Origin of the sequence: Lysinibacillus sp. OF-1, from assembly GCF_028356935.1 — a bacterium.
GTDB classification, from domain to species: domain Bacteria; phylum Bacillota; class Bacilli; order Bacillales_A; family Planococcaceae; genus Lysinibacillus; species Lysinibacillus fusiformis_D.
In genome coordinates, this window is record NZ_CP102798.1 from 3,748,400 (window position 1) to 3,772,169 (window position 23,770).

Annotated in this window: 14 protein-coding genes and 1 pseudogene; 4 read left to right on the forward strand and 11 right to left on the reverse strand. The window is 35.2% G+C overall.

Translation table 11 applies throughout. The annotated features are described in order from the left end of the window. Nucleotides 1-354: 354 nt before the first annotated feature. A complete protein-coding gene (locus NV349_RS18410; RefSeq protein WP_442916377.1) occupies nucleotides 355-1,206 on the reverse strand; it encodes a pyridoxamine kinase in 852 nt (283 codons plus the stop codon). Between the two features lie 175 nt (nucleotides 1,207-1,381). On the opposite strand from NV349_RS18410, the gene NV349_RS18415 reads away from it, so the two are divergent. Together NV349_RS18415 and NV349_RS18420 are read left to right on the forward strand one after the other, a co-directional pair. After that, nucleotides 1,382-1,936 (forward strand): ECF transporter S component, encoded by a 555-nt coding sequence (locus NV349_RS18415; RefSeq protein ID WP_036122901.1) that lies wholly within the window; start codon nucleotides 1,382-1,384, stop codon nucleotides 1,934-1,936. Between the two features lie 135 nt (nucleotides 1,937-2,071). Beyond that, entirely contained in the window at nucleotides 2,072-2,512 is a 441-nt protein-coding gene (locus NV349_RS18420) for a cell wall hydrolase (protein WP_036122904.1), read from the forward strand. 236 nt (nucleotides 2,513-2,748) lie between these two features. Here the strand turns inward: NV349_RS18420 and NV349_RS18425 are convergent, their stop codons facing one another. Both NV349_RS18425 and NV349_RS18430 read right to left on the reverse strand, forming a co-directional pair. Continuing rightward, nucleotides 2,749-3,663 carry a hypothetical protein gene (locus NV349_RS18425; RefSeq protein ID WP_271910834.1) on the reverse strand — a complete coding sequence of 305 codons (915 nt, stop codon included), beginning with the start codon at nucleotides 3,661-3,663 and terminating at the stop codon, nucleotides 2,749-2,751. Nucleotides 3,664-4,075: 412 nt separating this feature from the next. Further along, on the reverse strand, nucleotides 4,076-5,332 hold the full coding sequence (locus tag NV349_RS18430; RefSeq protein WP_271910836.1) for an MFS transporter: 1,257 nt from the start codon (nucleotides 5,330-5,332) through the stop codon (nucleotides 4,076-4,078). Between the two features lie 377 nt (nucleotides 5,333-5,709). Between NV349_RS18430 and NV349_RS18435 the strand changes: the two genes are divergently transcribed. Further along, the gene (locus tag NV349_RS18435) at nucleotides 5,710-6,684 is read left to right on the forward strand and encodes a restriction endonuclease (RefSeq protein WP_271910838.1); all 975 of its coding nucleotides are present in this window, start codon (nucleotides 5,710-5,712) and stop codon (nucleotides 6,682-6,684) included. Between the two features lie 435 nt (nucleotides 6,685-7,119). Here the strand turns inward: NV349_RS18435 and NV349_RS18440 are convergent, their stop codons facing one another. The 7 genes from NV349_RS18440 to NV349_RS18470 all read right to left on the reverse strand — a co-directional run bounded on the left by NV349_RS18440 (nucleotide 7,120) and on the right by NV349_RS18470 (nucleotide 16,895). Next, nucleotides 7,120-10,320 (reverse strand): SMC family protein, encoded by a 3,201-nt coding sequence (locus NV349_RS18440; RefSeq protein ID WP_271910840.1) that lies wholly within the window; start codon nucleotides 10,318-10,320, stop codon nucleotides 7,120-7,122. Continuing rightward, nucleotides 10,317-10,988, reverse strand: a complete 672-nt coding sequence (locus tag NV349_RS18445) for a hypothetical protein (protein WP_271910842.1) — start codon at nucleotides 10,986-10,988, stop codon at nucleotides 10,317-10,319. Before NV349_RS18445 ends, NV349_RS18440 begins: the two co-directional genes overlap by 4 nt. Beyond that, nucleotides 10,939-12,342, reverse strand: coding sequence for a hypothetical protein (locus NV349_RS18450; protein WP_271913624.1), 1,404 nt, complete (start codon nucleotides 12,340-12,342; stop codon nucleotides 10,939-10,941). Before NV349_RS18450 ends, NV349_RS18445 begins: the two co-directional genes overlap by 50 nt. Further along, nucleotides 12,333-13,514 (reverse strand): DUF2399 domain-containing protein, encoded by a 1,182-nt coding sequence (locus NV349_RS18455; RefSeq protein ID WP_271910844.1) that lies wholly within the window; start codon nucleotides 13,512-13,514, stop codon nucleotides 12,333-12,335. The genes NV349_RS18450 and NV349_RS18455 overlap by 10 nt, the downstream gene beginning before the upstream one ends. Before the next feature lie 745 nt (nucleotides 13,515-14,259). Continuing rightward, nucleotides 14,260-15,300: a serine hydrolase domain-containing protein gene (locus NV349_RS18460; RefSeq protein ID WP_271910845.1), complete on the reverse strand. Its 1,041-nt coding sequence runs from the start codon at nucleotides 15,298-15,300 to the stop codon at nucleotides 14,260-14,262. A gap of 16 nt (nucleotides 15,301-15,316) precedes the next feature. Then, nucleotides 15,317-15,883 (reverse strand): MarR family winged helix-turn-helix transcriptional regulator, encoded by a 567-nt coding sequence (locus tag NV349_RS18465; RefSeq protein WP_271910846.1) that lies wholly within the window; start codon nucleotides 15,881-15,883, stop codon nucleotides 15,317-15,319. Nucleotides 15,884-16,748: 865 nt separating this feature from the next. Then, nucleotides 16,749-16,895, reverse strand: a complete 147-nt coding sequence (locus NV349_RS18470) for a hypothetical protein (protein WP_271910847.1) — start codon at nucleotides 16,893-16,895, stop codon at nucleotides 16,749-16,751. Nucleotides 16,896-17,610: 715 nt separating this feature from the next. Between NV349_RS18470 and NV349_RS18475 the strand changes: the two are divergent. Continuing rightward, a pseudogene (locus NV349_RS18475) lies at nucleotides 17,611-18,303 on the forward strand (IS30 family transposase); the annotation flags it as partial. A gap of 451 nt (nucleotides 18,304-18,754) precedes the next feature. Here the strand turns inward: NV349_RS18475 and NV349_RS18480 are convergent. Further along, nucleotides 18,755-23,545, reverse strand: a complete 4,791-nt coding sequence (locus NV349_RS18480; protein ID WP_271910848.1) for a DNRLRE domain-containing protein — start codon at nucleotides 23,543-23,545, stop codon at nucleotides 18,755-18,757. Nucleotides 23,546-23,770: the final 225 nt, after the last annotated feature.

Consider the following 23,770-nt stretch of genomic DNA (forward strand, 5'->3'; position numbering starts at 1 on the left):
GTTTTTTCTGCACTCTAACAACACTTAACTTTCCAAAAAACGAATAAGCTCACAATCGCTTGTTTAATATATTTTAATACAAAGTGAAAAGAGAAAGATACGCTGCTTGCACACGGTAATAAACTTAGCTAATAGAAATTAAAAAGGCTGCCCATATTAAACTTATAACCTCAATTGCATTTTTTAATATTTAACTTTAAATTCTACGCACATTATTTACTCACAAATAGTGCCCTAAAATAAAAGCGGCGTGTAAGCTCATATTAGCCCCCTCGCCACTCATAAATTTATCAATCCTTTAAGAAAATCAAATGACCTTTTTTCAAATATCCAATAGAAAAAATCAATAATAATCTAAAGTAGCATGCGTAAAAATTGTTCAAAATGTACGCCTGCCTCGCGTGGAACTTGCTCCTTCGATGTAGCTTCGATCGCGGCGGCTAAAAATGTTTCTGCCAGCTTCATAGACTCCACTAAATCTTGCCCACGCATCATGCCGCCCATCACAACGGATGCAAATAGATCACCTGTACCTGAATAGCTCTCACCGTTATAGTCGCGGATACTATGGAAAGACCGCTCCGCATCGACAAACATATTGCCAACATAACGCTTGCCCGTAGCTGTTGTTGGAGGATTCAACCCAGTAATAATGACGTTCGCTCCAGTCGCCTGTTGTAGCTGTTGTCCTGCCTCTTCAAGAGTCTGAATATACTCGATATCGTTTGGATAACGCTGTAGCTTCTCATACGACAAACCTGTAAGCAAGCAGCATTCCGTAACATTTGGTGTAATAATGTCAGCACACTTCACTAACTCTTTCATTCGATCAAGTAACTCACCCGTAAACATTTTATAAACCTCGCCATGATCGCCCATCACTGGGTCAACAAGCAATGTCGTTTCATTGGCGTGAAACACGTCTAAAAAACGAAAGATATTATCGATTTGCTCCTTCCCTGTGACAAATCCTGTGTGAATGCCATCAAAGGTAGTTCCAAGCTTGCTCCACTCATCTACAAAATAGTCCATCTTTGACGTTAAATCCTCACAATAAAAACTCGAATACCCTGTTTGCGCCGTTAAAATAGCTGTTGGAAGCGGTACTGCTTGTACACCCATTACAGACAGTACAGGTATCGCAGCCGTTAACGAGCACTTCCCAAAGGACGACATATCTTGAATTACAGCAACTTTTTTCATCATTCATTCCACCTAACTCATCCTGCTTATACTTACCTCATCGTATCACAATTAGAAAGATGCGAAAATAACCTCAATCTGACCTCTAATTTTTTTATAAAATTGACACTTTCACAACAGTCAGTCCTTTGCTAAAGTAAAAATCATCAAAATATTCATCATAGTGAGGAAGAGACAAATGCAAAATATACAAAGGCCATCATCCTTTACAAAATCACGCACGAAAACATTTGATTTAGTCATTACAGCTATTTTAGCAGCACTTGTTTTCGTAGCTACCATGTTCATCAATCTTAAGCTACCGATCGGGCAAGGTGGACTTATTCATTTAGGGACATCCATGCTTTTCATTTCAGCCATTTTATTCGGACCTAAAAAAGGTGCACTTGCTGGAGCCATCGGAATGGGTTTATTCGATATCGTAGGCGGCTGGTTAATCTGGGCACCGACTACTATTATTTCACGTGCATTACAAGGCTTCATCGTTGGTAAAATCGCCTGGTCAAAAGGACATACAGGTGATAATCTTGGGCTGAATATTTTAGGGGCCGTCGTATCCATGCCTGTGATGATTGCCGTTTACTATGTTGGGCAAGCCATTATGTTCAATAGCTGGATTGCACCGATGGCATCCATTCCAGGAGACGTCATTCAAAACTTTGTAGGCTTAATGATCGCCATTCCAGTATGTGTTGTACTGAAAAAAACACCTTATTTTAAAAAGAATTTTTAATCTAAAGACGCCATCTTGCTGTTTTGTACACTGCAATGATGGCGTTTTTTATTGAGTAGTATGAAAAACAACGAATTTCTAGATAAAGCGAAACTAGCCTTGATCTTTTTCATACTATAGGGTGGAGGTGTAAAAATGCCAAGAGTAAAATACCGCGATGCAGATGTTGCTTTAATGGCAAGGATGATGAGAGCAGAAGCTGAAGGTGAGGGTCAACAAGGCATGCTTTACGTGGGCAACGTCATTGTCAATCGTGCAGTAGCATCTTGTTTAGACTTCAACGATGTTAGAACCATTGAACAAGTTATTTACCAGGTACAAGGTGGAAATTATTCTTTTGAAGCCGTTCAAAAAGGCAATATGTTTTACCAACGAGCGAGAGAAACCGAAAAAAGATTAGCGAAACAAAATTTAGACTTCTGGCGAGATCATCCAGCAAAATATGCACTCTGGTACTTCAATCCATATGCCCCATGTCCCCCAACATGGTACGGCCAACCGTTTACTGGTCAATTCAAAAATCATTGCTTCTATGAACCTGCTCCAGATACTTGTGAGAGTGTTTATATGGGATAGGGTAATATTTGAGTTCGCTACGCATTTTTAGTTATTCCTATATTAAATAAGGAGAAACATATTATTGACCAATGAAATAAAGGGGAACAATCTAAAACTTAGATGTTCCCTTTTTAAAATTGTGTTAGGATCATTCAGAGGATGGAGCACCAACGTTCAAACGATTTTTATACATTTACGAACAGTAAATAATAAAATGCATTAGTGAAATTGATTTAAACTCCTAAAAGAATTATTTAATCTTGGAAACTAGTTAATATACCATCTTCAAAATAAAGATATTGCCCGTTTCCATAAACCCATTGTTCATAAGACCCGTATTCTGTTACTGTTCTATTAATATCATAAGGTGCGCCCCATAGTGATGCTAATACTTCGTCATATGTCATTCCAAGTGTAGGATTCATCCCCCTTGCATTTTCAATTTTTTCGTTCATTACTTTTTTTTCTTCAGCTCTTCTCTCCATTGTATATAAATTACTTCGATATTCATGTTCTATCCATCCCCAATCATTTAGAGTTATTGGCCCAAACGATGATGGATTGACATAAGACGTATTTGTTATTCCTGCTACAATTTCATCCCTCATTCTTCCAAAGTATTTAGGATTTACAGCAAGCGCTAGTGCTCCTGAAGCCTTATAGGAATTCTGATCGGTTTGTAAATATAAAGCATAATTATACATTGCTAAAAATTCTTCATTGTCTTCTAGTACTTTTGTATTCTCATATAGTTCTTGAACTTTTAGGAAATCTTTTGTTCTGACTGCTTGTTCCATCTCATCTAATTTTACCTTTTTCTCTTCTTCTATAATTTTTACAACCTTATTCCAATCTTCACGATTCAAAACGATTCTCATTCTGTTATATTTAGATCCCAAGAATTGTACATTTTTTTCCTGTATTAATTGATCTACAAATTTTGTCCCAACTGCTCTAACTTTATCAATTTCTGATTCTGATACATCTAAAGTTTCCATTTCAACTAAAAGATCCTCATATTTCCTTTCTTTTATAAGTGTTTCTAATGTTAAAATCTCTGCCTCAATACCGCTTTCCATATTTTTTTCTTTTATAACTTTTTCATCATTACAAGCAGACAACATTAAAATTAGACCAACACCGATTGCAACATGTTTAACTTTTAACACTGTTCATTACCCCTTTACGCTTTCCCCAATATGTAATATTGCTATAGAAAATCTTTTGTTCTTGAATGCAAAAAATAATAACGATCCATTGGTACTATTCTTATTTATCAATCTTTTCATAAAAAATAAATCCTACTCAGAGGAAACATCTTTTTAAATACCTAATTATGAAATATGTTACAAAAAGCTCAATATATACATTTTATATTTCTATGTAATTTTAATCAATAAGATAGTAAATTTATACTGCAATGATTACGTTGAAGGAGTAATATGGATTCGTTTTGTACAATAAAAGGGAATTACCTTGAGTACAGGTATTCCCTTTCGTCATTACATTATGGCGCAGTTTTATTTAAATAGTTACCTTCAAAATCCATGCTCTGTTTATAAGTAGGATAAAAGGATGTTCTCAACCTCCTGTTTCCACACGCCTTTCCTTAAACAACATCACCCCAATTAAGCCCATAACAGAGAATGCGACTGGCGAGATGAAACCATAGTAATATCCCTCACCGATATTGCCTGAAGCAGACTGAAAATAATCCAAAATATAGCCAAACATAATGGGTAATAATGCTGCACTTAGAAAGCCCCCTGTATTGGCAAACCCCGAAACGATACCTGATTCAGCTAAAGGGAAAGTTTGGCGAACAGCTGCAAAAGTTAGGGCACTTGCACCATATCCAAAGCCGATGATAAAGAACAGGACAATGAGCATGAAAATGGACGGATGCCCTTTCCATAAAAGAAAGGCAAACCAACACACTAAAACTGCAATATGAACAACAATATAAGGCTTTTTAATCGTTCCTAACCACCCTGCAACCCAACTCGTTAACGGAGCTCCCATCAGTGCCCCAATCAATCCAATCATAATGAGCTGGCTTGCCTCTGCACGTGTCATCTCATACATATTGATCCCATACGGAACAGCCCACGAGCTGATAAAGCCAACATAGCCTCCCACAACGCCAAAATGACAAAAAAATAAAGCCCACGCTTGTCGACTCGAACATATTTTGCGTAATAAAACAGAGGTTTTTTCTCGTTGTACTTCCTCAGTTACTACTACTGATTCTTCTGCAAAAATTCGTTTTGTAGTTTTCACAAGCACAAAATAAAGAAGCACCCCACATAAGCATAATAAAAGCCCCGTTGAAAAAAATGTGATCCGCCAACCAAATAACAGGATCAAGGTCGCAAAAGGGACTGTCGCCAATAAGAAACCAAGACTCCCGGTCATCCCAGCAAAACCAATTAATCGGACAAACTCCTTTTTCTGAAACCATTGCGCCAAAATGAGCACCATATTCACCCATATGGTCGCATCCCCTACCCCTGTAAGCATTCTAGAAAAAAATAGCACGAATTCATGTGTACCTAGACTATAAAGAATTGTACCTAATCCTGTAAGGGCAGCACCAACGATAAGAAAAAAATTCGGACCAAACCGATCCGCTAAAATCCCCATCGGAATCTGCAAACCTGTATACACAAAAAATTGTATACTCGTCAATAACCCGATCGTCGATGCTGTCACACCAAAATCCTTCATTAATTGATCCGTAATTAACCCCGGAGCAGTTCGCTGACTTGCCATTAACAAATAGGTAAACAATACAGCAACAAACACAACCCATCTGTACTTATGATGTTGTTTGTCCAATAATCACTACTCCTATTATCTTTTATTTTATGTATATGAATTTTCGGTTGGGGGGAAGACCTTTTTGTTTAATTAAAGTAGACAGCAGAACATTGGCTATTAAGAGAAAGAAAAAAAGCAAAGTTTTACGTTTAATACATTACAGCCTAAATAACTTGTATTCTGGAAGGATTATAATGAAATGTTTACAGCCCTCTCTGTACAAAGTTATCTATTGTAGTCCTTCCAATCTTAAATTGGTTACAAAATTTAATAACTCACTGTAAAACATTAATAATTCATAGCATCTAGTTATCTCACTAATTATTTATAATCTACTAAAATTATACTATTAATTAATGTATAATTTTTATAAATTAAATGTAGGAGGTTTTTTTATGGTTAAGTGGTGGATGGTACGTGCGGGAGATAATAATGAATTAATTGATACTTATTTAAATAACGGAATTGCATCAATTGGATGGCCTGCATTAGGAAATCCACAGCGTTTTAAGAGCAAAGAAGAAATGATTAGATATGCTGACGAAAAATATGAGGAGCGCAAGCCTGCTACACGCTTAAGTCAGATGAGTCAGTTATGGCGATTTATTAACGAGATAGAAGTAGGGGATAAGGTGCTTTCCTATTCAAAAGAAAAACGCGAATATATTATTGGTACAGTTACAAAAACTCATTTTAATGATACTAATATAGGTAATTTAAATTATCCGAATCATATCTCTGTAGACTGGCAAAAAGAAAAAGTTTCCCGTGATCAATTAACACCTTCTTCCAAAAACACATTGGGATCCACTCTTACTATTTTCAGAGCAGATTCTGTAGCAAATGAATTTACTCAAAAAATTTCTGGAGTACAGCAAAATATTACGCCTATAACTAATGACGATTCTTTTTTGGAGGAATTTGAAGGAAAAGCTATATCAATGATCTCCGATAAAATAGATTTACTAGACCCGTGGCAAATCCAAGAGGTTATTGGCGGTCTTTTACAAGCGATGAATTACAATGTACGAGTAAGTCCAAAAGGGCCTGACGGTGGAGTAGATGTTTTAGCATATAAAGATTCGTTCGGTTTTGAAAAACCTATCATTAAGGTTCAAGTTAAACATAGAAAATCTACTGCAGGATCCCCCGAAGTACAACAGCTACTTGGGGCAAATCCAAGGGAAGGTAATTCTCTTTTTGTATCAACTGGTGGGTTTTCAAATCAAGCTTTAGCAGTGGCCAAACAAGAAGGAGTTAAAACTCTTGATTTAGAAGAACTTGTTGAATTAATTATTCAGTGGTATGACAAGATGCCAAATGAAACTCGAGCTTTATTGCCATTAAAAAAAATTTATATTCCCGAATAAGATCCTCACAAAGCGAGAGGACTGGCTTAATTGACGAATAAATAATCGCTTTTTACCAGTCCTCTATATTTATATTTAACTTTTATATATTTTCTACATGTTCAAATGATTTAAGTTTAAATCATTTGAAATAAAAAATCATCTACTACCTGCCAAATTAATTCATTCGATATCATTATCTTTCCAAAGGATACTATTATTTCAATCAAGAATATGTTCAATGTTGTATGATGTAGTATAAAACAGGCACCTCTATTTAATATTTAATTTAAAAATTTAGATCTAATCCCTGCATCACCTACCTTCAAGTATTTATGGTATGGGTCCCTTATCACAAATAACTATGTCAGTTCAATTAAATACGAAAAAGGTATGTTAAAAGTTTAGCAAACTTTAACACACCCTTATACAATCACTAATCAAAAGCAATTACATTCACTTCTTATTCTGTATCCCACGAATTGTACTTTTTGGAATCGTAGCATCATGTTCCACAATGAATACTTTCGAGAAGCAGTTGTAATACGTTTCATCATGTCCCTTTGGCGACACAATAATCAGTTTACGTTGTAGCTCTTCGGCATAGAGATTAAACACTTTATTTTTTCGCTCATCATCTAATGCGCTATCAAACTCATCGAGTACGATATAGCCTGGTGAAGTGGCTAAGTTTTGTAGTAGTGCGAGTGCAAAAAGGAGTGAACTTAGTGATTCCTCCCCACCTGATACACCTAGCCCCACCTTTCCACTACGAGCCTTCATACTCACATCTTCAAGCGCACCTTGATGCCCAATTTTACGCGCTTTAATATAAAGTCGGAAATTGACACGACCTGATTTATCTTCAATGCGTTCCTTTTCAACTTGCCCCTCAAATTGAAACAAATCCATATACTTTTGGAAAAGCGTATTGATTTTTATCAAGTGCATCGTAATCGTGGTTTCTAAACGGCCCTCTAGCTCATTTGCACGAATCGTATTGCTTTCAAGTAATTGCTCCGATTTCGCTAGATCAGCATTTTTCTTATCGAAATCAGCCTTTTGTTGATCATAATTTTGCTGGGCATTTTCGTTAATTTTTTCTAAGCGGGCATTGCGTAGCTCTGCTTTAGCTTGTTCAATTTCAGCCTGTAGCATTGTCAATGATAAGCTCGTCATGAGTAGTTGTTCGTCTAGTTGCTGTGCTTCTTGTGGTAAAACCTGTTCAAGTTCAATTTTATCAAGCTCACAGCGACTTTTCATCGTTTCATCCAACTCCAACTTTTCCTTAGCCTTTTGAATCGATAAATCATAACCTGTTATTTGACTTTCGACGATTTTTAAATCGCTTTCGAATAGTTGTTGCTGTTCACCAAGTTGTGATTGCTTGCGTTTTTGCTGATGATTTTCATGCTCTTTTGTCTCTTGTTCCTTAATAAGTTTTCGAATGTTTTGCTGCAAATATTTTCTTGTCCCCTCAATCCGTTGTAGCTGCATTTGCTGCTCTGCAAAGGCACCGAGCTCCTCATGAATTTGCCATTGTTGCTTATAAAGATTCTGATGATACTGTACATCAATTTGCTCGCCTTTCAGCTTTTCTAGTTGGATTTCAAGTATGGTTTGCTCATCATCAATATCTGACAATTTTTGCTCGACAAGCTCAAGCTGCTGCCTATAAGATGCATAATCCGCTTGTTTTAATAGAGTACTTTCGGCTAATTGGATCGTATGAAGATGACCTTGTAGCTGTTTCAACTGTTGTTGATTTTCTTCGTATTGTTGTTCTAAATATTGCTTCTCGTTCATTGTTTTTGTATATTTCTGTTGTACTTCCTGTAACAACTTTTCGATGGCCAAATCACTTAAAATATATTGAGCCGCTTCCTGCGCACCGCGAATACCGCGCGTATCATATAATAGACCTTGCTCGATTTTCGGGCTCTCTAAGAAAAATTGCTGCACCCACCAAAGTGCCTTATTCGCATAATTCTGCTGCTGTTCAGGTAAATCGCTACGAATTTGTAAGCCATACTCAGGTAGCTTCGAGATACTTTCAGTCGGCACAAGCTGTTGAAGTGATACATAATACAAATCATTGACTGGCTTATAATTTTTCCCAACATAAAAAATGGTATATTTAATCGCCTCCAGCTGCTTTTCTAACGCCAATGGAGCAGATGGCATAAGCTCGATCAACTCACGTAATGTATACGCCTCTAGCTGCTGCTGCTTTAAATGAAGTAGTCCCTGCTGCTGGCGTTTGGATACAACCTTTTTTTGTTCATACAGTGTCACTTTCTGTTCCAACATTTTTAATTCCATTGTAAGATGCTGTATCTGTTCAAAACCTTGCTCATTTTGCCGTGATAGAGTGTTAATTTGCTGCTCGATTTGCGCACTGCTTCCATAAATTGCTTTGTGCTTTTCTGCATTTGTGATTTTTTCTTTTAGCTCTGATGAAGTGATTTCTAAACGGACTTTTTCTTGATCGAGCTCGCGTTGTTGATGGCGTAGTTGGGTGTGCTGATTGCTGAGCCCACCTATTTGGTTTGTAATTGTAGCTAATTGTTCATTTGTTTCTTCTAGCTTACGTTGTGTCGTTTCGGCATCAAAATGTAAATGCTTTCGCTTTTCATCGATTTCTTCAAGCTGCTGCTCTAACTGCTGCTGCAAGGCTTGTTGCTGTGTGTCTTCATCTTCTTTTCGCTGTAATTTATTGGTAATATCGATTAATTGCTGTGACAATGTCGCAATATTCTCCGATAATTGTAATTTTTGTTGCTCTAGCCTTTCAATATTACTCTTTAATTGTTGCTGAGTAACCGTTAGTTTTTCCTTTTCCACTTGATATTTAGCCTTTTGCTCAGCCATCCTTTCCATTGAGGTGCTATAATACGTGATGATTTGATGGAGCAACGTATAGTATTTTCGGCCGGATGTGAAAATACGTTTTTTGTTATCTAAATATTTATTGAGCTCGGTTTGAGCCGCATTTACACTTAATTCCGCACCTTTTTGAATACCCTTTAAATATTCAATTTCCGTGCGAACTTCTTTAATTTTTTCTAATGAATTTTCCCATTCCTTTTGCATGTCAGAAATCTCAAACATGTCACTAAATTTGCGGAAACGCTCTTCCGGGTACATCGCCGCAAATTGATTGACTTCTTGTTGATACCAAATTAAATAATAAACATCTGGTTCAATTTTATAGCGCACACGTAAATCCTCGCGATACGCCTTGAGTGTACGACCCGCTGTACCACCAGATGTATAGCGGGCATGAGATGTTAAATTAGCTGTATCTTGCCCATTTAACACCTCATACTCGCGCTGAATCGGGCTATTTTTCGTATCTTGATTGACTGTCAGCTGAAAGGCGATAAATTTAGGACCATCAATTTTCGTAGGTCCTTCATTTAAAAAGACGAGTGTTATACGTGCATACCAAGAGTCATTTACTTTTAAATTTGTTGAACGAAGTCCCTCTAATTCTACCTTCGAAGAATGTAGCACGGCACCAAGGCAAAATGTTAATGTCGATTTCCCTACACCATTTGGACCAGTAATTAAAATATGATCGTCTGCTTCCCCAAAATCAATGTTTCGCGGTGAGTAGTCGCGAACACCATGAATTTTCAATTGATACGGGATCATTCGTTTTCCTCCTTGATATGTAGGTTATAACGATTGAAAAACTTCATTACTTCTTCTTTACTAAGCTGTGTTTCCTGGGCAAATTCCGTTGTACGTCGTAAAAATGATTCTGAAAACATATGTACTCCTATGGCTGTTAACATATATGCCTCTTCAGAGACGGATTCGTAGTCTGTAACAGCGCCAATTTTTTTCAGTTGGTCGATATTATTTTTTAATTTGCGATTGGCATTTAGCGATTCATGGCCAAAATCAACTAGGATTTGATGCAGCAGCGTAAATTCATGCCCGAGTACTTCTTGGTGATAAAACAAATACAACATAATCGCGAGTGCCTCACTGCTTAATGTTGATTTCGCATGTTTTGCCGTTACATGCATCATGACAATCACGCGGTCTCGACGATCATCATAAATAATACGGAAATAGCGACTTAACGCAGCATTTAAACGATTGATGAATGAATGGAAAGCATCATCATCTCCACTTTTAATGCCAAGCAACTTTTCTAAATCCTTCTTAGCTAAGCCGTAATTTGCCCCTTTGATCGATGCAGATGAAGAAAATAATAACTGCATAAATGCTAATTCTTCTTCGGTAGTTAAATAACCCTTTAAACTATTCATCATCATGAGGGTATTGTCGAACGGTAAATCGTTTGTCGTCATCGTCTATCCACTCCCATTGTTTTTCATAATCTTTCGTTTGTTCGATAGGCTGCTGTTCAACCTTATTGTTACTAGTTAATGCGGAGACAGCTAATAATGAAAGAATTGCATCATGCCATCTATTTGAGCTTGATTCCACAATGAGCTCTTCCATTTCTGTTTCACCATGTTCACTTAAAAAATTTTCAATTCGCTCTGTATCAATTAGTGATTGGGTCATTTTCCATGAAACCTCCTCCAAGGCTTCTTTTATTGGACGAACATCCATTTCGGTCTCTTCATATTCAGGCTCAGGCTGATGAGAAATCGGCTTTTCTAGCTTCGGTTCATACGTTTGCAAATAATGGATGGCATCTGTAATATCCTGCGGACCAATCGGTGCAGCAAATTTTACAGGGACCCACAGGCCATCCATCCCCTCTTCTTCATATTGATTTTGTTCCATAAAACTTAAAATATCGTGTGCTGTCGGAATATTCGTATTGGCTTCAGGTGAATGCATCGCCAAAATAAACTGACGTACCTTTTCTGGTGAAATAGTGTTAGCGGTAGGTGTGAGTTGCATATTAACAAAGCGAATATATTTTGTCAGTAAGCTTAAGCTGAGTGAAGTCCCTTTTGAAATGGCAGCCGTTCCGCGAAGCATTAAATCGCTCATTTTCGTACTTTCTTCGACGGTGCCAAACTGTTGTAAACGTTCATTTAATTTTGTTTCAAGCTCAAGCATTAGTTGATTAATTTTCTCCAGCTGTGGTAAGGCATTGCGATCAGCAAGAAGTTCAAGCTGACGTTCCTCTAATTGCTTAATCGCCTCTTCAACGTTGTATATCATCGATGCAATTTTATTCCCCCCAGAAATCCCTTGATCGTCGTAGGCAGCGCTTATTTCGGCATCGCGTCTCGCTTGAAATAGTGAGCGTCCTATATCATCCTGCAAATAATAGGCAAGCGCATCGTTACCCATTCGAATTAACCCATCCATTAGATTTTTTCCACGGTCACGCATTTTAATTTGACGGCTTTGTTTAACAATCCAATTATTACGCTCTAAAATCATAAGCATTCTCGTAATTTGTGCTAACGTTGGTGGATCATTGTCCTGTAAATACGTAGACTGATATCGGTAGTACAGCACTTCTTCGTTATCAATGGCATCTTTAATGCCCAGAGAGGCCTCATTAATTAACTGAATGACATTAAAAAAACGAATGGTTTCGATTGGGGAATCGTACATTTTTTCAGTACTTAATTCCTTTAATACACCTGCTAATGATGCTAAATCACGCATTGATTTCATGAATTCCGCGGTTTGATAATCACTTGTAAAAATCGAAATCGGTTCTTTTACATCCATTTGATCCACTGTTCAACTCCTCCTAACTGTTGCTCCTGTTCATGTGCCTCCTGTACTTGAGCTGCATAGCTTTCGATTGAATGATACAATTTATAATCACGCCCAACAATTTTTACCGATCCCTTAACTAAAGCGGCGGCATATTTGGCAATCGTGATGCCCGAGTTATCAGTATCTGTCCAAATAATCGTTTGTTTAATAGCTGATTGCAGTAATTGCTCTATAAATTGTTTATGAGCCGAACGAATTTGTCCGTCTAAACAAACGATACAAGAATTCGTTTGCCGCAAAAATTCCGTCTCTACAGCCATACGTGTTAAAATAGCACGGTTTTCAACAAGCCATAATGTTGTACTTGTCGTTGTAAAAGGTGATGTTAAGACCGCATTATCCGTCGTCGCATGTACCGCGCCAATTGCATACGTCGCAACACTGCTTTGTATATTACCAGTAAAATAAATTGGCACAATTTTTCCGATGCTTACAAGCCCATAAAGCGTCGGGTCAATCCGACTTTGCTCCAACTGTGCTAAAAAAGCCTCCCGCTCTTGATCAAATACTTTTGAACCTCCTATCTTATCGTGTAAGCTCGCGCCGATCTCCTTAAAATCAAATAGGTCCTTTTGCAAAGATAGCGCATAAAACGCTAAACAAAACTCAATATATTTCATCCTCTTTTGCACCGTCCACTGTTTAGGCAGCACATTCCATTCAATCGCCTGTTGAAATATCTCTGGTAACGCTAGTTGCTCCGCCCTTTGCTGTAACGTCTGCATCTGTTGCTGTTGTTTTGTGAACTGTTGTTGTTCGTTTTTTTGTTGCTCTTCTATGTAAGCCGGGCCAATGCGGTAATAATCCTCCTTAACGCTAATGCCGTCCGTGTGATAACGAATTTCGCGCACAATCCAGCCCTGTTGTAACCACTGTTGAATCGTGTCATTCGATTCATCTAACAGTCGCTTCGCATTTGGTGTGAATTTATAGGATGCTAATTTTTTAGGGAGAGGGGCAGTAAATGCTGTATGCATTGTCAACTTTAAATGCGCGACTTTACGAAATGTACGTGCCGTCTTTTTAACAATAGTCGCAACCATTAATTGCTCTTGCTGTTCTACCTTTTCAACCGACTCATCTTTTTTCAAAAAATACGATTGGATAAATGCCTCATGCATTGCGAAACCCTCCTCTACTTTGTGCCCTATTTAGTAGTAGCGTACCATATGTTTAATTGTTGTGGGAGAGCAAGTCACACAGTCATATCTGTGATGCTATCAAGTAATTTGATTGGCATCATACGCATAACTAAAATACCAACTGGTGGATCTTTTCGTACATAGCCGTTTCTTACTGAAACATCTTTTTAAGAAAAATCCCTTCCATATAGATAGAAGTAAATTTGGGGACTGATTAAAAATCAGTGTTATTATGCTTTAGAACTTCTCAATAATTTTGTCACTAGGTAATTTTTCAATAATATTAATACTACCTATAAGTAGATAACCTAAATTCAAAAAAACTATATTTAAATATTTTATTTATTAAACGATATAGTTTCCACGCATTATAACAAAAAGACATTTTGGGTTATTTTGTTTCTAATCATTTTAAAATTCCTAAATACACCATAAAAGCTCATTAAAAATGCTTCTGTAATTCTAAATTTAGCTATAATTCAAAGAATCCTCCATTTATTTATCTTTTATTACTTATTCGGATAATATCTTACGCCTTTCACTCTCCCACCTAAAATTTATTAATTCCAAATTCTGTTCTGTACAAAAAAGACATTTTCAAACGTAAATATCCAGTACCCCCCAAAATGGATAGTTTTGAACTAAAAAGGCACTTTCCATATTACTAGAAAAGTGCCCGTTCTTTGAGTACCAATATTTAGTTTACAATACCTACTGCAAATCTTTAGTTGATTCGTTCAATAATAACGGATTTTTGTAGACTATCTAATAAGGACATTCCAATATTTTCATCATTATTTCTACCTAATTGATAGTTGGCTAAGACTACAGAGGCAACTTCCTTTTCTTTATCAATCGCTAAAAATGAACTAAAGCAGCCTGTTCCACCGCCATGCAAAATAACATTATTATTTTTCTTTAAAAGAAACCACCCAAGCCCCATGTCATACTTTTTTGTTCCATTTCCATGCTTTTTATGACTAAGGCCCAAATAGGGTTGGTCCTCGTAAATATTTATTTTGGCATATTTCAATAAATCCTCAGCAGTTGAACTTATTGCTCCCGCAGGTGATATTAGATTCTCTTTGTTCCAGCTCCAATTTCCACAATCATTATTTTTTCTATCGTAACCATGTAAATTATTATTTGATGTACCTAAATAAGTATCGCTTAGTCCAAGCTCTTTATGTAGAAAGTCATTCATAGTAGCCCAATATCCCCTACCTGATACGATTCCTAACCCATACCCAATAAGGGATATACCAAAATTGGAATATTTCCATGAATATTCTTTTTCTTTTAATTGAATACTTTCCATTAGCCTTCTCATTTTAATAAAATCCATATTTAGAAGATTATTCTTTTTCAAATCACTACCACCCATAATCAAGCCTAGAAGTAGGTTTGAATATTCTCTTTTACTAAATGGCAATCTTGCAGAATACCCTGAAGAATGGGTAGCGAGGCGGAGCAATGTAGGATAATAACCTTTTCCCCTAACCTCCTCTACATATTTTTGGATTGAATCATTTATGGACAACCTCTTTTCAATTACATATTTTGATAGTAAGGATGCGGTGAAAGTCTTTGTAATAGACCCAATTTCATAATAATATTTAATCGATGAATCAAGTTCACCATCCTCATTGTAAATTTTTATTACGAATCTATTGTCTATTAAATAACCAATAGTTAATTTTAAGTTTTTTTTTCCTTTACTGGCTCTATTAATTAATCGTAATGTTTCATCATTTATTTCAAACATAATTGAATACCTTCTCTCACATTTCATTCCCGTTATTATTCGATTGAACTCTTCGCTTCTCAAACTCCTTCATTACTCTTGTTTGTAGTTCGATATTCGGTTTATCCATTTGTAAGTTACCATCTGCTTCAAACCCATCATGTTCTTCACCATCAAAACTATAAAGTTTCCTTAAAAGGTCCCACATTGTTTCTAAATCTTCCGTTGTTAGATTTTTAAAAAGTTTTTCCAAAAAAAAGATTCCTTTTTCTGCAACTACAAGCAAGACATCTTTTCCTGTATTAGTTATTTTCACATTAACCGCTCGTTTATCTTTACGACTAGGTACTACATTGACATATCCCTTGTTTTCCATAATAGTGATTAATTGTTTTATACTTTGTTTTGTGGTGCCTAATTTCCTAGCAATGTTATTCAAAGTCGTTTCATCCTCAGGCAAATGCGCAATTGCCACTATTGCCATATATTGTCTGGATGTTAGAAGTTCAAAATATTTGTCACCCTTTACCTGAATTTTATTTGCTAGTGAAAATAGGGTACCGTAGGCTTGTTGCATTAAAAAAAGTTCTCTGTAGATATCCATATCCAACCTCCATTTTAGTCAATACATTGTCTAAAATTTAGCATATCATATTTTCAAAATTAGTCAATATACTGTCTAATTTATTTTAAAATTAAACATATCCGATTGTTAAACAGGAAAAATTATGTGGATAAAAAAGGGGGTGAAGGTGCATGTAGTGTAATAATCAAAGGCCTCATTGTGACTTCTGTCAGTCCAATCGAGTTTTGTGCCACCTCGACTAATTGGATTTCTCATCCCATCTACATGGTGGTAAAAAATTAATAATTCTTCTGACACTTCGCATTAAGAGTTACTTAGTTGCGTTCTGGTTTCAGGGATGCTATAAATAAAGTTAATTTTTCATTAGATAAACCTTTTTAAAACCAATGTTTTCTATTCTTGAATCCGATGTTTTAAAGATGGAGATGCTGAGACATTCAGGTTTTAAAAAATAAATATATAAAATAATACTAGAGGTTAGAGCATTAAAGAGTTTGAAACATGCATTCACTTAAATTCTTTGACCTTCCTTTGAGTCAAAAAGTTTGATCTCAGTTTAAAGAGAAAAACACTTGGTTATCTCACCTCATGACTATCTCCCCTCAATCGTAGTTGGGGCTTAATTGTAATTGCAATATTACACAGCAGATTTTAAGCTTTTTATCAAAACAGAAAAATGTAGTCAAATCATGTAATTTCTGTCCTCAATCGAAGAAGTCGGCCCCAGCTACATGGCTATGTTGTTTCAAATTATCGAGGAACGGATATCTAATGACGAGTTTCTATCGCCACATCTAAAATTCGGGAGAATATTAACCCTACGACCAATTGAAAAGAAAAAACATAGGGAGATATTAATCTTCCTATGTTTTCATTCATATTATTAATCTGTTTGTTCTTGCTTCTTTTTCAAATACTCTGCACGTATTTTCTCAAGTTGCTGCTTTTTATCGAATTTGGCAGGTTTGTGTTTTTCATGATACTTAGCCACAGCTGCCTTACCTTTGGTATCCAATTGATATTTCCCCACTTTGGTTCACCTACTTTTCCTGTCTTAAAGAAAATCTATTCAACAAATATAATATACCTTATTTTGCTGATGTATACATTTTTACTATATTGGTGTACTGCCTAACCTTAAATTCAGTAAAAGCTTAGTAAATAATTCATAGCCAAATGTATTTAAAATATTTGTATCCGTACACATTTCAGATGATGTTACCTTTATTCTTATTTATGTGACGTAAATCGTAAAATTTCCGTTCAATAAACGATATAGTTTCCGCGCATTAATACAAAAGAACTTTTCGGGAAAATCCCATTCCAAATTAATATAAAACACCCAGATAAATCATAAAAGTTCATAAAATAATGCTTCCGAAACTCCAAATTCGACTAGAATTTAAACTTTTGGAAGCATTATGTTTGATATTTTTATTTTAGGAAATCTTATGGTTTAATCCACTTTGTAACCTAAACTTATTACCACTTCTATCCAAACTCGTCTAATTCCTCCTTCCAAAAAAATACTTTTGTTACCTAATTCCCTTTGGATTTTCCTATACTTGGATAAAAAACTTGGCTATGTAGTGTGGTAGCAGCAACTTCTATTTCAGCTACAATTTTAGCTATTCTTATTTTTCTCAATTCAGATGAGTATGCTTTGTATCGCTTAACAATTTTTTCGCATAAATCTGGCGCATTCTTTCTAAGCATTTTTTTCGAAATAAGCTGTTCAAGAAAAGTTGCGGGATACTTGGTCACCTGAACAAATTGTCGGCCGCTTGTATCAAGGACATCTGCGTTTTAAAACCATCTATCGCTGGATTTACGATGGTCTTTTAGAAGTGCCTATAACCGTTATCCGTCAAAAAGGTAAGTGTCAAAAGCCCCGCGAAACAAGGGGTAGATTTAACATTGATACACCAATTTCTAAACACCCAAAAGAAGTACGTAAACGTGAAACCTTTGGACATTGTGAGTTAGATACAATTGTATCCGGACGTGGGAAAGCAAAAGGTTGTGTAGCAACATGTATTGAGCGAATGACACGGTGGTATGTTGGCTTTTTGATACCAGATCGCTCAGCTCAATCAATGGAAAGAGCAGTACGTCTTCTTCATACTAAATTACCAAAAGGCACTATAAAAACAGCCACAACAGACAGAGGTAAAGAATTTAGCTGCTATAAAGTGTTAGAAAAAGACTTGAAAATTGATGTTTATTTTGCGGACGCATATTCTTCTTGGCAACGCGGAAATAACGAAAATGGAAATGGATTACTTCGTGAATTCTTCCCTAAGCAAACAAATTTCGAAGAAGTATCACCAGAAGAACTTACAGAATCATTAAACTATATCAACAATCGACCAAGAAAATGTCTTGGTTGGAAAACTGCAAACGAAGCTTTTAATGAGCAATTGTTGCACTTAATTTGACAAATCATCGTATAAAAAAATAAAGCTGACTTTAATAAGCCAGCTTTACCCACCATTTACTGTTTATTACCTCATGATTACAAAAATGTGCATAAGTAATATACTATGATTTTCTATTATTTATTCTTACAATTTGAACTCCAAATACAATTGAATTGTAATAAAAGTAATTAATACTATCACAATCCACAGGTTGTTAAGCCACTTTGAACCTGTTTTATTATTTATTTTTTTATAATGGATTAAATAAAGCTCAAACATCCAAAAAATCCAAATAAAAATATAAATGATATAAAAGTTTTGTTTTGTAGTAAATATTACTGTAAACATCATTAAAAATATACAATACAAAAATACTCTCATTGAAAGAAATTTTATCATTAAAAATTGAATTATAGGTTAGAGAACGCCTATATTTCCCCTTCTTTTTACTGTAGTAATCTTATCTATTCTACCAACCATTGAAATAACCATTTTTACGTTTTGCATCTCTTCGATCGAGATAATCAAATAGAATTTCACCTGGGCTACCTATATTAACCAAGAAATCGGTAAACACAACTAAACCTGAAATTATACCACTTATCACTAAATTAGACACACCTCTTCTTTGAAGGGATTTTCTAATACTTTTAGCGAATATATGTTTCTTAGCTTGGGCAAGTTGTTTGACGCTTTTCAAAAAGAGTTTACCACTGACTAAGCCACCCAAACCAGATACAGCAACCATTAAAGCCATATTTATTAACGTCGATAATATTTTCTTAGAATTCCAAAGAGCGTTTTTCCAAGATTCCCCATCAGGATCCACATTCATCACTGGATTATTATTCGCATAATTATAGCCATTTAATGATAAAGGATTCATTGTATTTCCACGTAAAGGATCTAACGATAAAAACACACCTGTATCTGGATTATAATAACGCGCCATCAAATAGTATAGTTTAGTATCTTCATCATATCGATATCCTGCATAACGATATGGGTTAATAGTTGCCATATTACCTTTTTGGCTCATAATATTTCCCCATGCATCATACGTGTATTCTGCAACAATGTCACCCTTTTTATCTGTTAAGGCTAATACATCTCCTCGATAATTCGTTAAGTAGTAATAAGTTAAGCCCAAATATGTCATTGTTAAAGGGGAACCATTATCGTTATAGGTATAGGATTTGGTAATAACTCCACTTGCATCTTCTTCAAACAAGACTTGATTTGTCAGACCATTATAACGATAATACGTTTCACCATTACTATCTTTACTATATACACGACGTCCGTTTTCATCATAACGATAAGATGCAACTGTTGCACCTGTTGGAGACTTGATTTCTGTTAATTGATCAAAGGCATTCCAAACATATTGGAATACACCATCGTTTTCTACATTTCCGTTGGCACTTACATTATAAGTCTTATCACCAGCAGTCTTCATTTGATTCGCATTATTATAACTATAGCTGGTTGTAGTTGAACTACCGTTTTGCAAAATAGTTTTAGAAGTACGGTTTCCTACTGAATCGTATGTGTATGATATGGATAAACCATTACTGTATTGTTCTTTGATTAGCTGATTTAAAGGGTCATAAGTGTAAGTGACTGTTCCATCATTATTCGTCACTTTAGTAATTTGCTGATTTTTATCATATTCATATGAATTTGTACGCCAAATTGCTTCACTATTTGTTTTCAAAGTTTCAGTTTGTAACTGATTCGCCTTATACTTATTTAAAATAACTGCACCATTTACAAAAGTTGTGCTCTCCAATAAGTTGTTTTTGTTCCATATGAAGCTTGCTGATAATTGCCCATCGAGTGTGACATTGGTTGTTTGACCATTTTCATCTGATGCATACTCAATTGTATTTTGGCCAAATTGAATTCTTGCTAAATCTTTTTCATTTTTGTAAGTATACATAATCGAGCGATTTACAGGTGCGTTAATGTCTACTCTTTGTAATAGTTCATTTTCTGATTGTGTGTACGTAACTTTTTGATTATTTAGAGTATGATTTGTCACAGTAGTGGATAAACCATCTACTTGTGTTGAAAACTGATTAACCCCATTTACTTTCACAGTCTGTGTATTAGTATCACTTGAAGTTGTATAGGCGATTTTTTCACCTGATGCTTTGATAATCTCATTTAATGCTCCGTCAGCATTATAATTATAAGATGTTACTTTTCCCTCGGCGTTTGTTTCTTTTTCTATGGCATTTTGTGCATTATAGCTGAGAGACATTTGTTTTTTACCATCAGCATTTATCACAGATGTTAAATTACTGTTGGCATCATACGTATAAGTCGTTATTTTCTTTGCAGCATCTTCTACTTCTACTAATTCATTTTTAAGATTGTAGCGATACCTAGTTTTCCCCTTTTTTCCGTCTTCATAAGAAAGGATATTTCCATTAAAATCAGTTATAGTTTCAGTTGTGATACCTAATTCAATATCTTGATAGATTGTTAGTTTTTGATTATTCTCATAGCTTGTACTATACGTTTCGATTTTCCCATCCGGATATTTTACTTGTGTCAAATCCCCCTGGCCATTATACGTATAGGATGTTGTGTCTCCCTTAGGTGTTGTGGAGGTTTTTAGATTACCATTCTCATAAGTGTTGGTAGTTGTTTGCTGATTGGCATCTGTCTGAGTTAAAAGATTACTATACTCATTATACGTATAGGATTCTATCCCACCTTTTGAATCATTAGTGCTTAATAAATTTCCCTTTGTATCATACTTTAAATTTTTAGTGTAAGTAGAACCATCTGAATAGACAATCTTTTGTGAAAGAACATTATAACTATTCTCATCTAGTGTATAGGTTGTTGTATCACCTGAAGGATCAAATATTTTCGTTACGCTAAAGTTGTTATTTAAACCATAGCGTGTAACTATACCTTCGGGGCTAGTAACAGTTACTATATTGTTTGTTCGATCTAAAGAGTAATTGGTCATAGAATCTACTTGACCGTCTAATGAAGGTTCTGTTACAGATACTAAATCTAATTCACTATTATATCCATAAAGCATTATTTTCTGTTTACTATCAATGATTTTCGTTAACTGTCCATTAGTCGTGTAATAGAATGAAGTAGGTGTTGATGTAGTGTCATCTTTCTTAACCAGTACTCGTGTTAAATAACCATCAGTATACGTATACGTTATATCCTGTTTATTGTATTTTGCATTTGTAATAAGCCCATCAGTATAAGTTAACAGTAATTTTGTCCCTAGATTAGTACTGATAGAAGTAAGCTGATTTGATGTATCATAATTATAAGTGATTGTATTGCTATTTAAATCTTTTTGCTCTGTAATGTATGCTACTTCAATATCTGTATCACTAGTGCTTTCTCTAACTTTAAATGTTGTTGTGATACCAGTTTTGCTAGTCAGTCTAAAAGTGTACTTATCCACCATATCTAAACTATCATAATTACCTGCTGGTGCAATATACTTATCTCCATCCCATGAGTAAACATGGACCGTACCATCTGCATCTTTATATTCGACATTAAAATATTTATTATTATAAAATAATTTCTCTGAACCTGTAAAACTCCAACCATAGCCAAATGAAGATTTTTCAAAATCCTTACTATTATAAGTTCTAGTAAAATCTAAACCAAATCCTCCATAGTTGAATAAGCTAAAATCTGTGTATTGAACAACATTATTATTGGTGCCTAAATTTACATAGTTCGTTCCATTTGAAATATCATGTGTGGCATAATCCCAATAATCTTCTAAACCTAAACGGTTAGGTGTTTTATAAGTAACGACAAGTTTTGGTTTATACGCGAGTGGGTTGGTTGTGCTTTCACTACTGATGAATTTTTTGTAAATCATGGTACTTTCTGAAGTGCTTTTTAATAATAAACCAAGATTTGATTCTGGATTATATAGCCATCCGCTCACCATACTCGTTGGAATAGACCATCGTTTAATACCTTCTTCTACATTACTCGGTACTGAAGAGACTCCTGCAACAGTTGAAAGAGGCGTGGTATTATAATCTCCCCCTATTGTTGTCCAGCCTCCTGCTGTTGAATAGTTATTCCATGTTGCTGTGTTTTCATCCCATGAACGTTTCATCGCATGCATACTTAAATTAATAGGAGTTGGATCATTGGTTGAAGATAGATAGAGACTTACATCCGCAGACATAATAACGCTTTTTTCAGGAATAGGCGTTACATCAAACTTCAATAAGCTTCTTACAATATTTCCGTCTGTGGCTGTACCTGTAGCTAATTCTGTGTCATTTCCTCCGGTTTGCGTTGGAAACTTTTTACGAATTGTTGTATCCACCATTTTTGAGTTTCCTTGGATACGTACAATTGTTGGATCAATGACAATAGGGTATTGTCTTTTAGTATCCTGTAGCCAAGCTGCATCAGGAGTTAAATCAATCCATAAAGTATTGTTTTCTTCTCGTGTTTTTAACGTGATATTATAAGATTTTGCTTCTTCAGGTATAGAATTTGTACCGTCAATAGATTGAAAGCCTACAGGTTTATAAGCATCATACATAAACGGTGCTTCTATAACATAAACCAACTCACCTGATTTGGCGTCTTTTAAATGGATTTGATTATTAATTTGTTCATATGTCAAACTTTCAAGGGATAGCTGATATGAGAAGGTTTTTGGTAACCCTTTTTTGGGCTTTTTGTTAATTATAATATCTTCTTTTACAAAGTTTTCTCCAACAGAATATGTAGTCGAAATATTATCAAAAACATTTTGGTACTCAATTTGATTATCTGTAGCAACCCCGATAACCTCTTTAGCAGGAATTATTTCACCTTTTTGTTCCATTTCTTTTAATCCAATATTAAGGTTGTATTGGTTATCGGCTACTTGTACGTTGTTCGTTTCCTCTTCAAGTTTTTCATCAAATGTCACAGCAAAGTTATTGGCTTTATTTTCAAATTGCCCTTTGCCATTATTTTTCTTTTTTTGTAGATCGTTATCAATATCTTTCCAGTTACCTTTATTATCTTTAAAATGAATAGGTGCTTCATATATTTCAGTTGTATAAGTACCATCAGAATTGTTAAACGTTTTAGAAGTTTGCGTACGTTCTCCTACTACTTCAGTTTTTTCATTTCCTTTCGTATTTGTTTTGGGAGATTCTTTGGCAGCCACACTTGCAAAATTCCCAATAGGAATAAAGGCAATGAACATTGCCAAAACAATCAATTGAATGAAAATTTTCTTTAGCAATTAGTTTCCTCCTAATAATTGTGATTTTTGAAACATTATCTATTATAGACAGACAATCACTATTAAGATGGTGCTAAACTATCTATTTTTGATAGTATATTATGGATATAAATAGTCATAAAAACCTATCATCAATAACAAGAAAATAACTAAATCTTAAAACCTTTTTGGTAAATAAACAACAGAATACGATAATTGCAATATCGGCACTATTTTCACTTCAAA

Excerpts from the sequence above, each read along its gene's own strand:
- NV349_RS18420 (WP_036122904.1), top strand. The coding sequence starts at position 2,072 with ATGCCAAGAGTAAAATACCGCGATGCAGATGTTGCTTTAATGGCAAGG.
- NV349_RS18415 (WP_036122901.1), top strand. The coding sequence starts at position 1,382 with ATGCAAAATATACAAAGGCCATCATCCTTTACAAAATCACGCACGAAA.
- NV349_RS18445 (WP_271910842.1), bottom strand. The coding sequence starts at position 10,988 with ATGACGACAAACGATTTACCGTTCGACAATACCCTCATGATGATGAAT.
- NV349_RS18465 (WP_271910846.1), bottom strand. The coding sequence starts at position 15,883 with ATGGATATCTACAGAGAACTTTTTTTAATGCAACAAGCCTACGGTACC.
- NV349_RS18435 (WP_271910838.1), top strand. The coding sequence starts at position 5,710 with ATGGTTAAGTGGTGGATGGTACGTGCGGGAGATAATAATGAATTAATT.
- NV349_RS18460 (WP_271910845.1), bottom strand. The coding sequence starts at position 15,300 with ATGTTTGAAATAAATGATGAAACATTACGATTAATTAATAGAGCCAGT.
- NV349_RS18455 (WP_271910844.1), bottom strand. The coding sequence starts at position 13,514 with ATGCATGAGGCATTTATCCAATCGTATTTTTTGAAAAAAGATGAGTCG.
- NV349_RS18410 (WP_442916377.1), bottom strand. The coding sequence starts at position 1,206 with ATGATGAAAAAAGTTGCTGTAATTCAAGATATGTCGTCCTTTGGGAAG.
- NV349_RS18440 (WP_271910840.1), bottom strand. The coding sequence starts at position 10,320 with ATGATCCCGTATCAATTGAAAATTCATGGTGTTCGCGACTACTCACCG.
- NV349_RS18450 (WP_271913624.1), bottom strand. The coding sequence starts at position 12,342 with ATGGATGTAAAAGAACCGATTTCGATTTTTACAAGTGATTATCAAACC.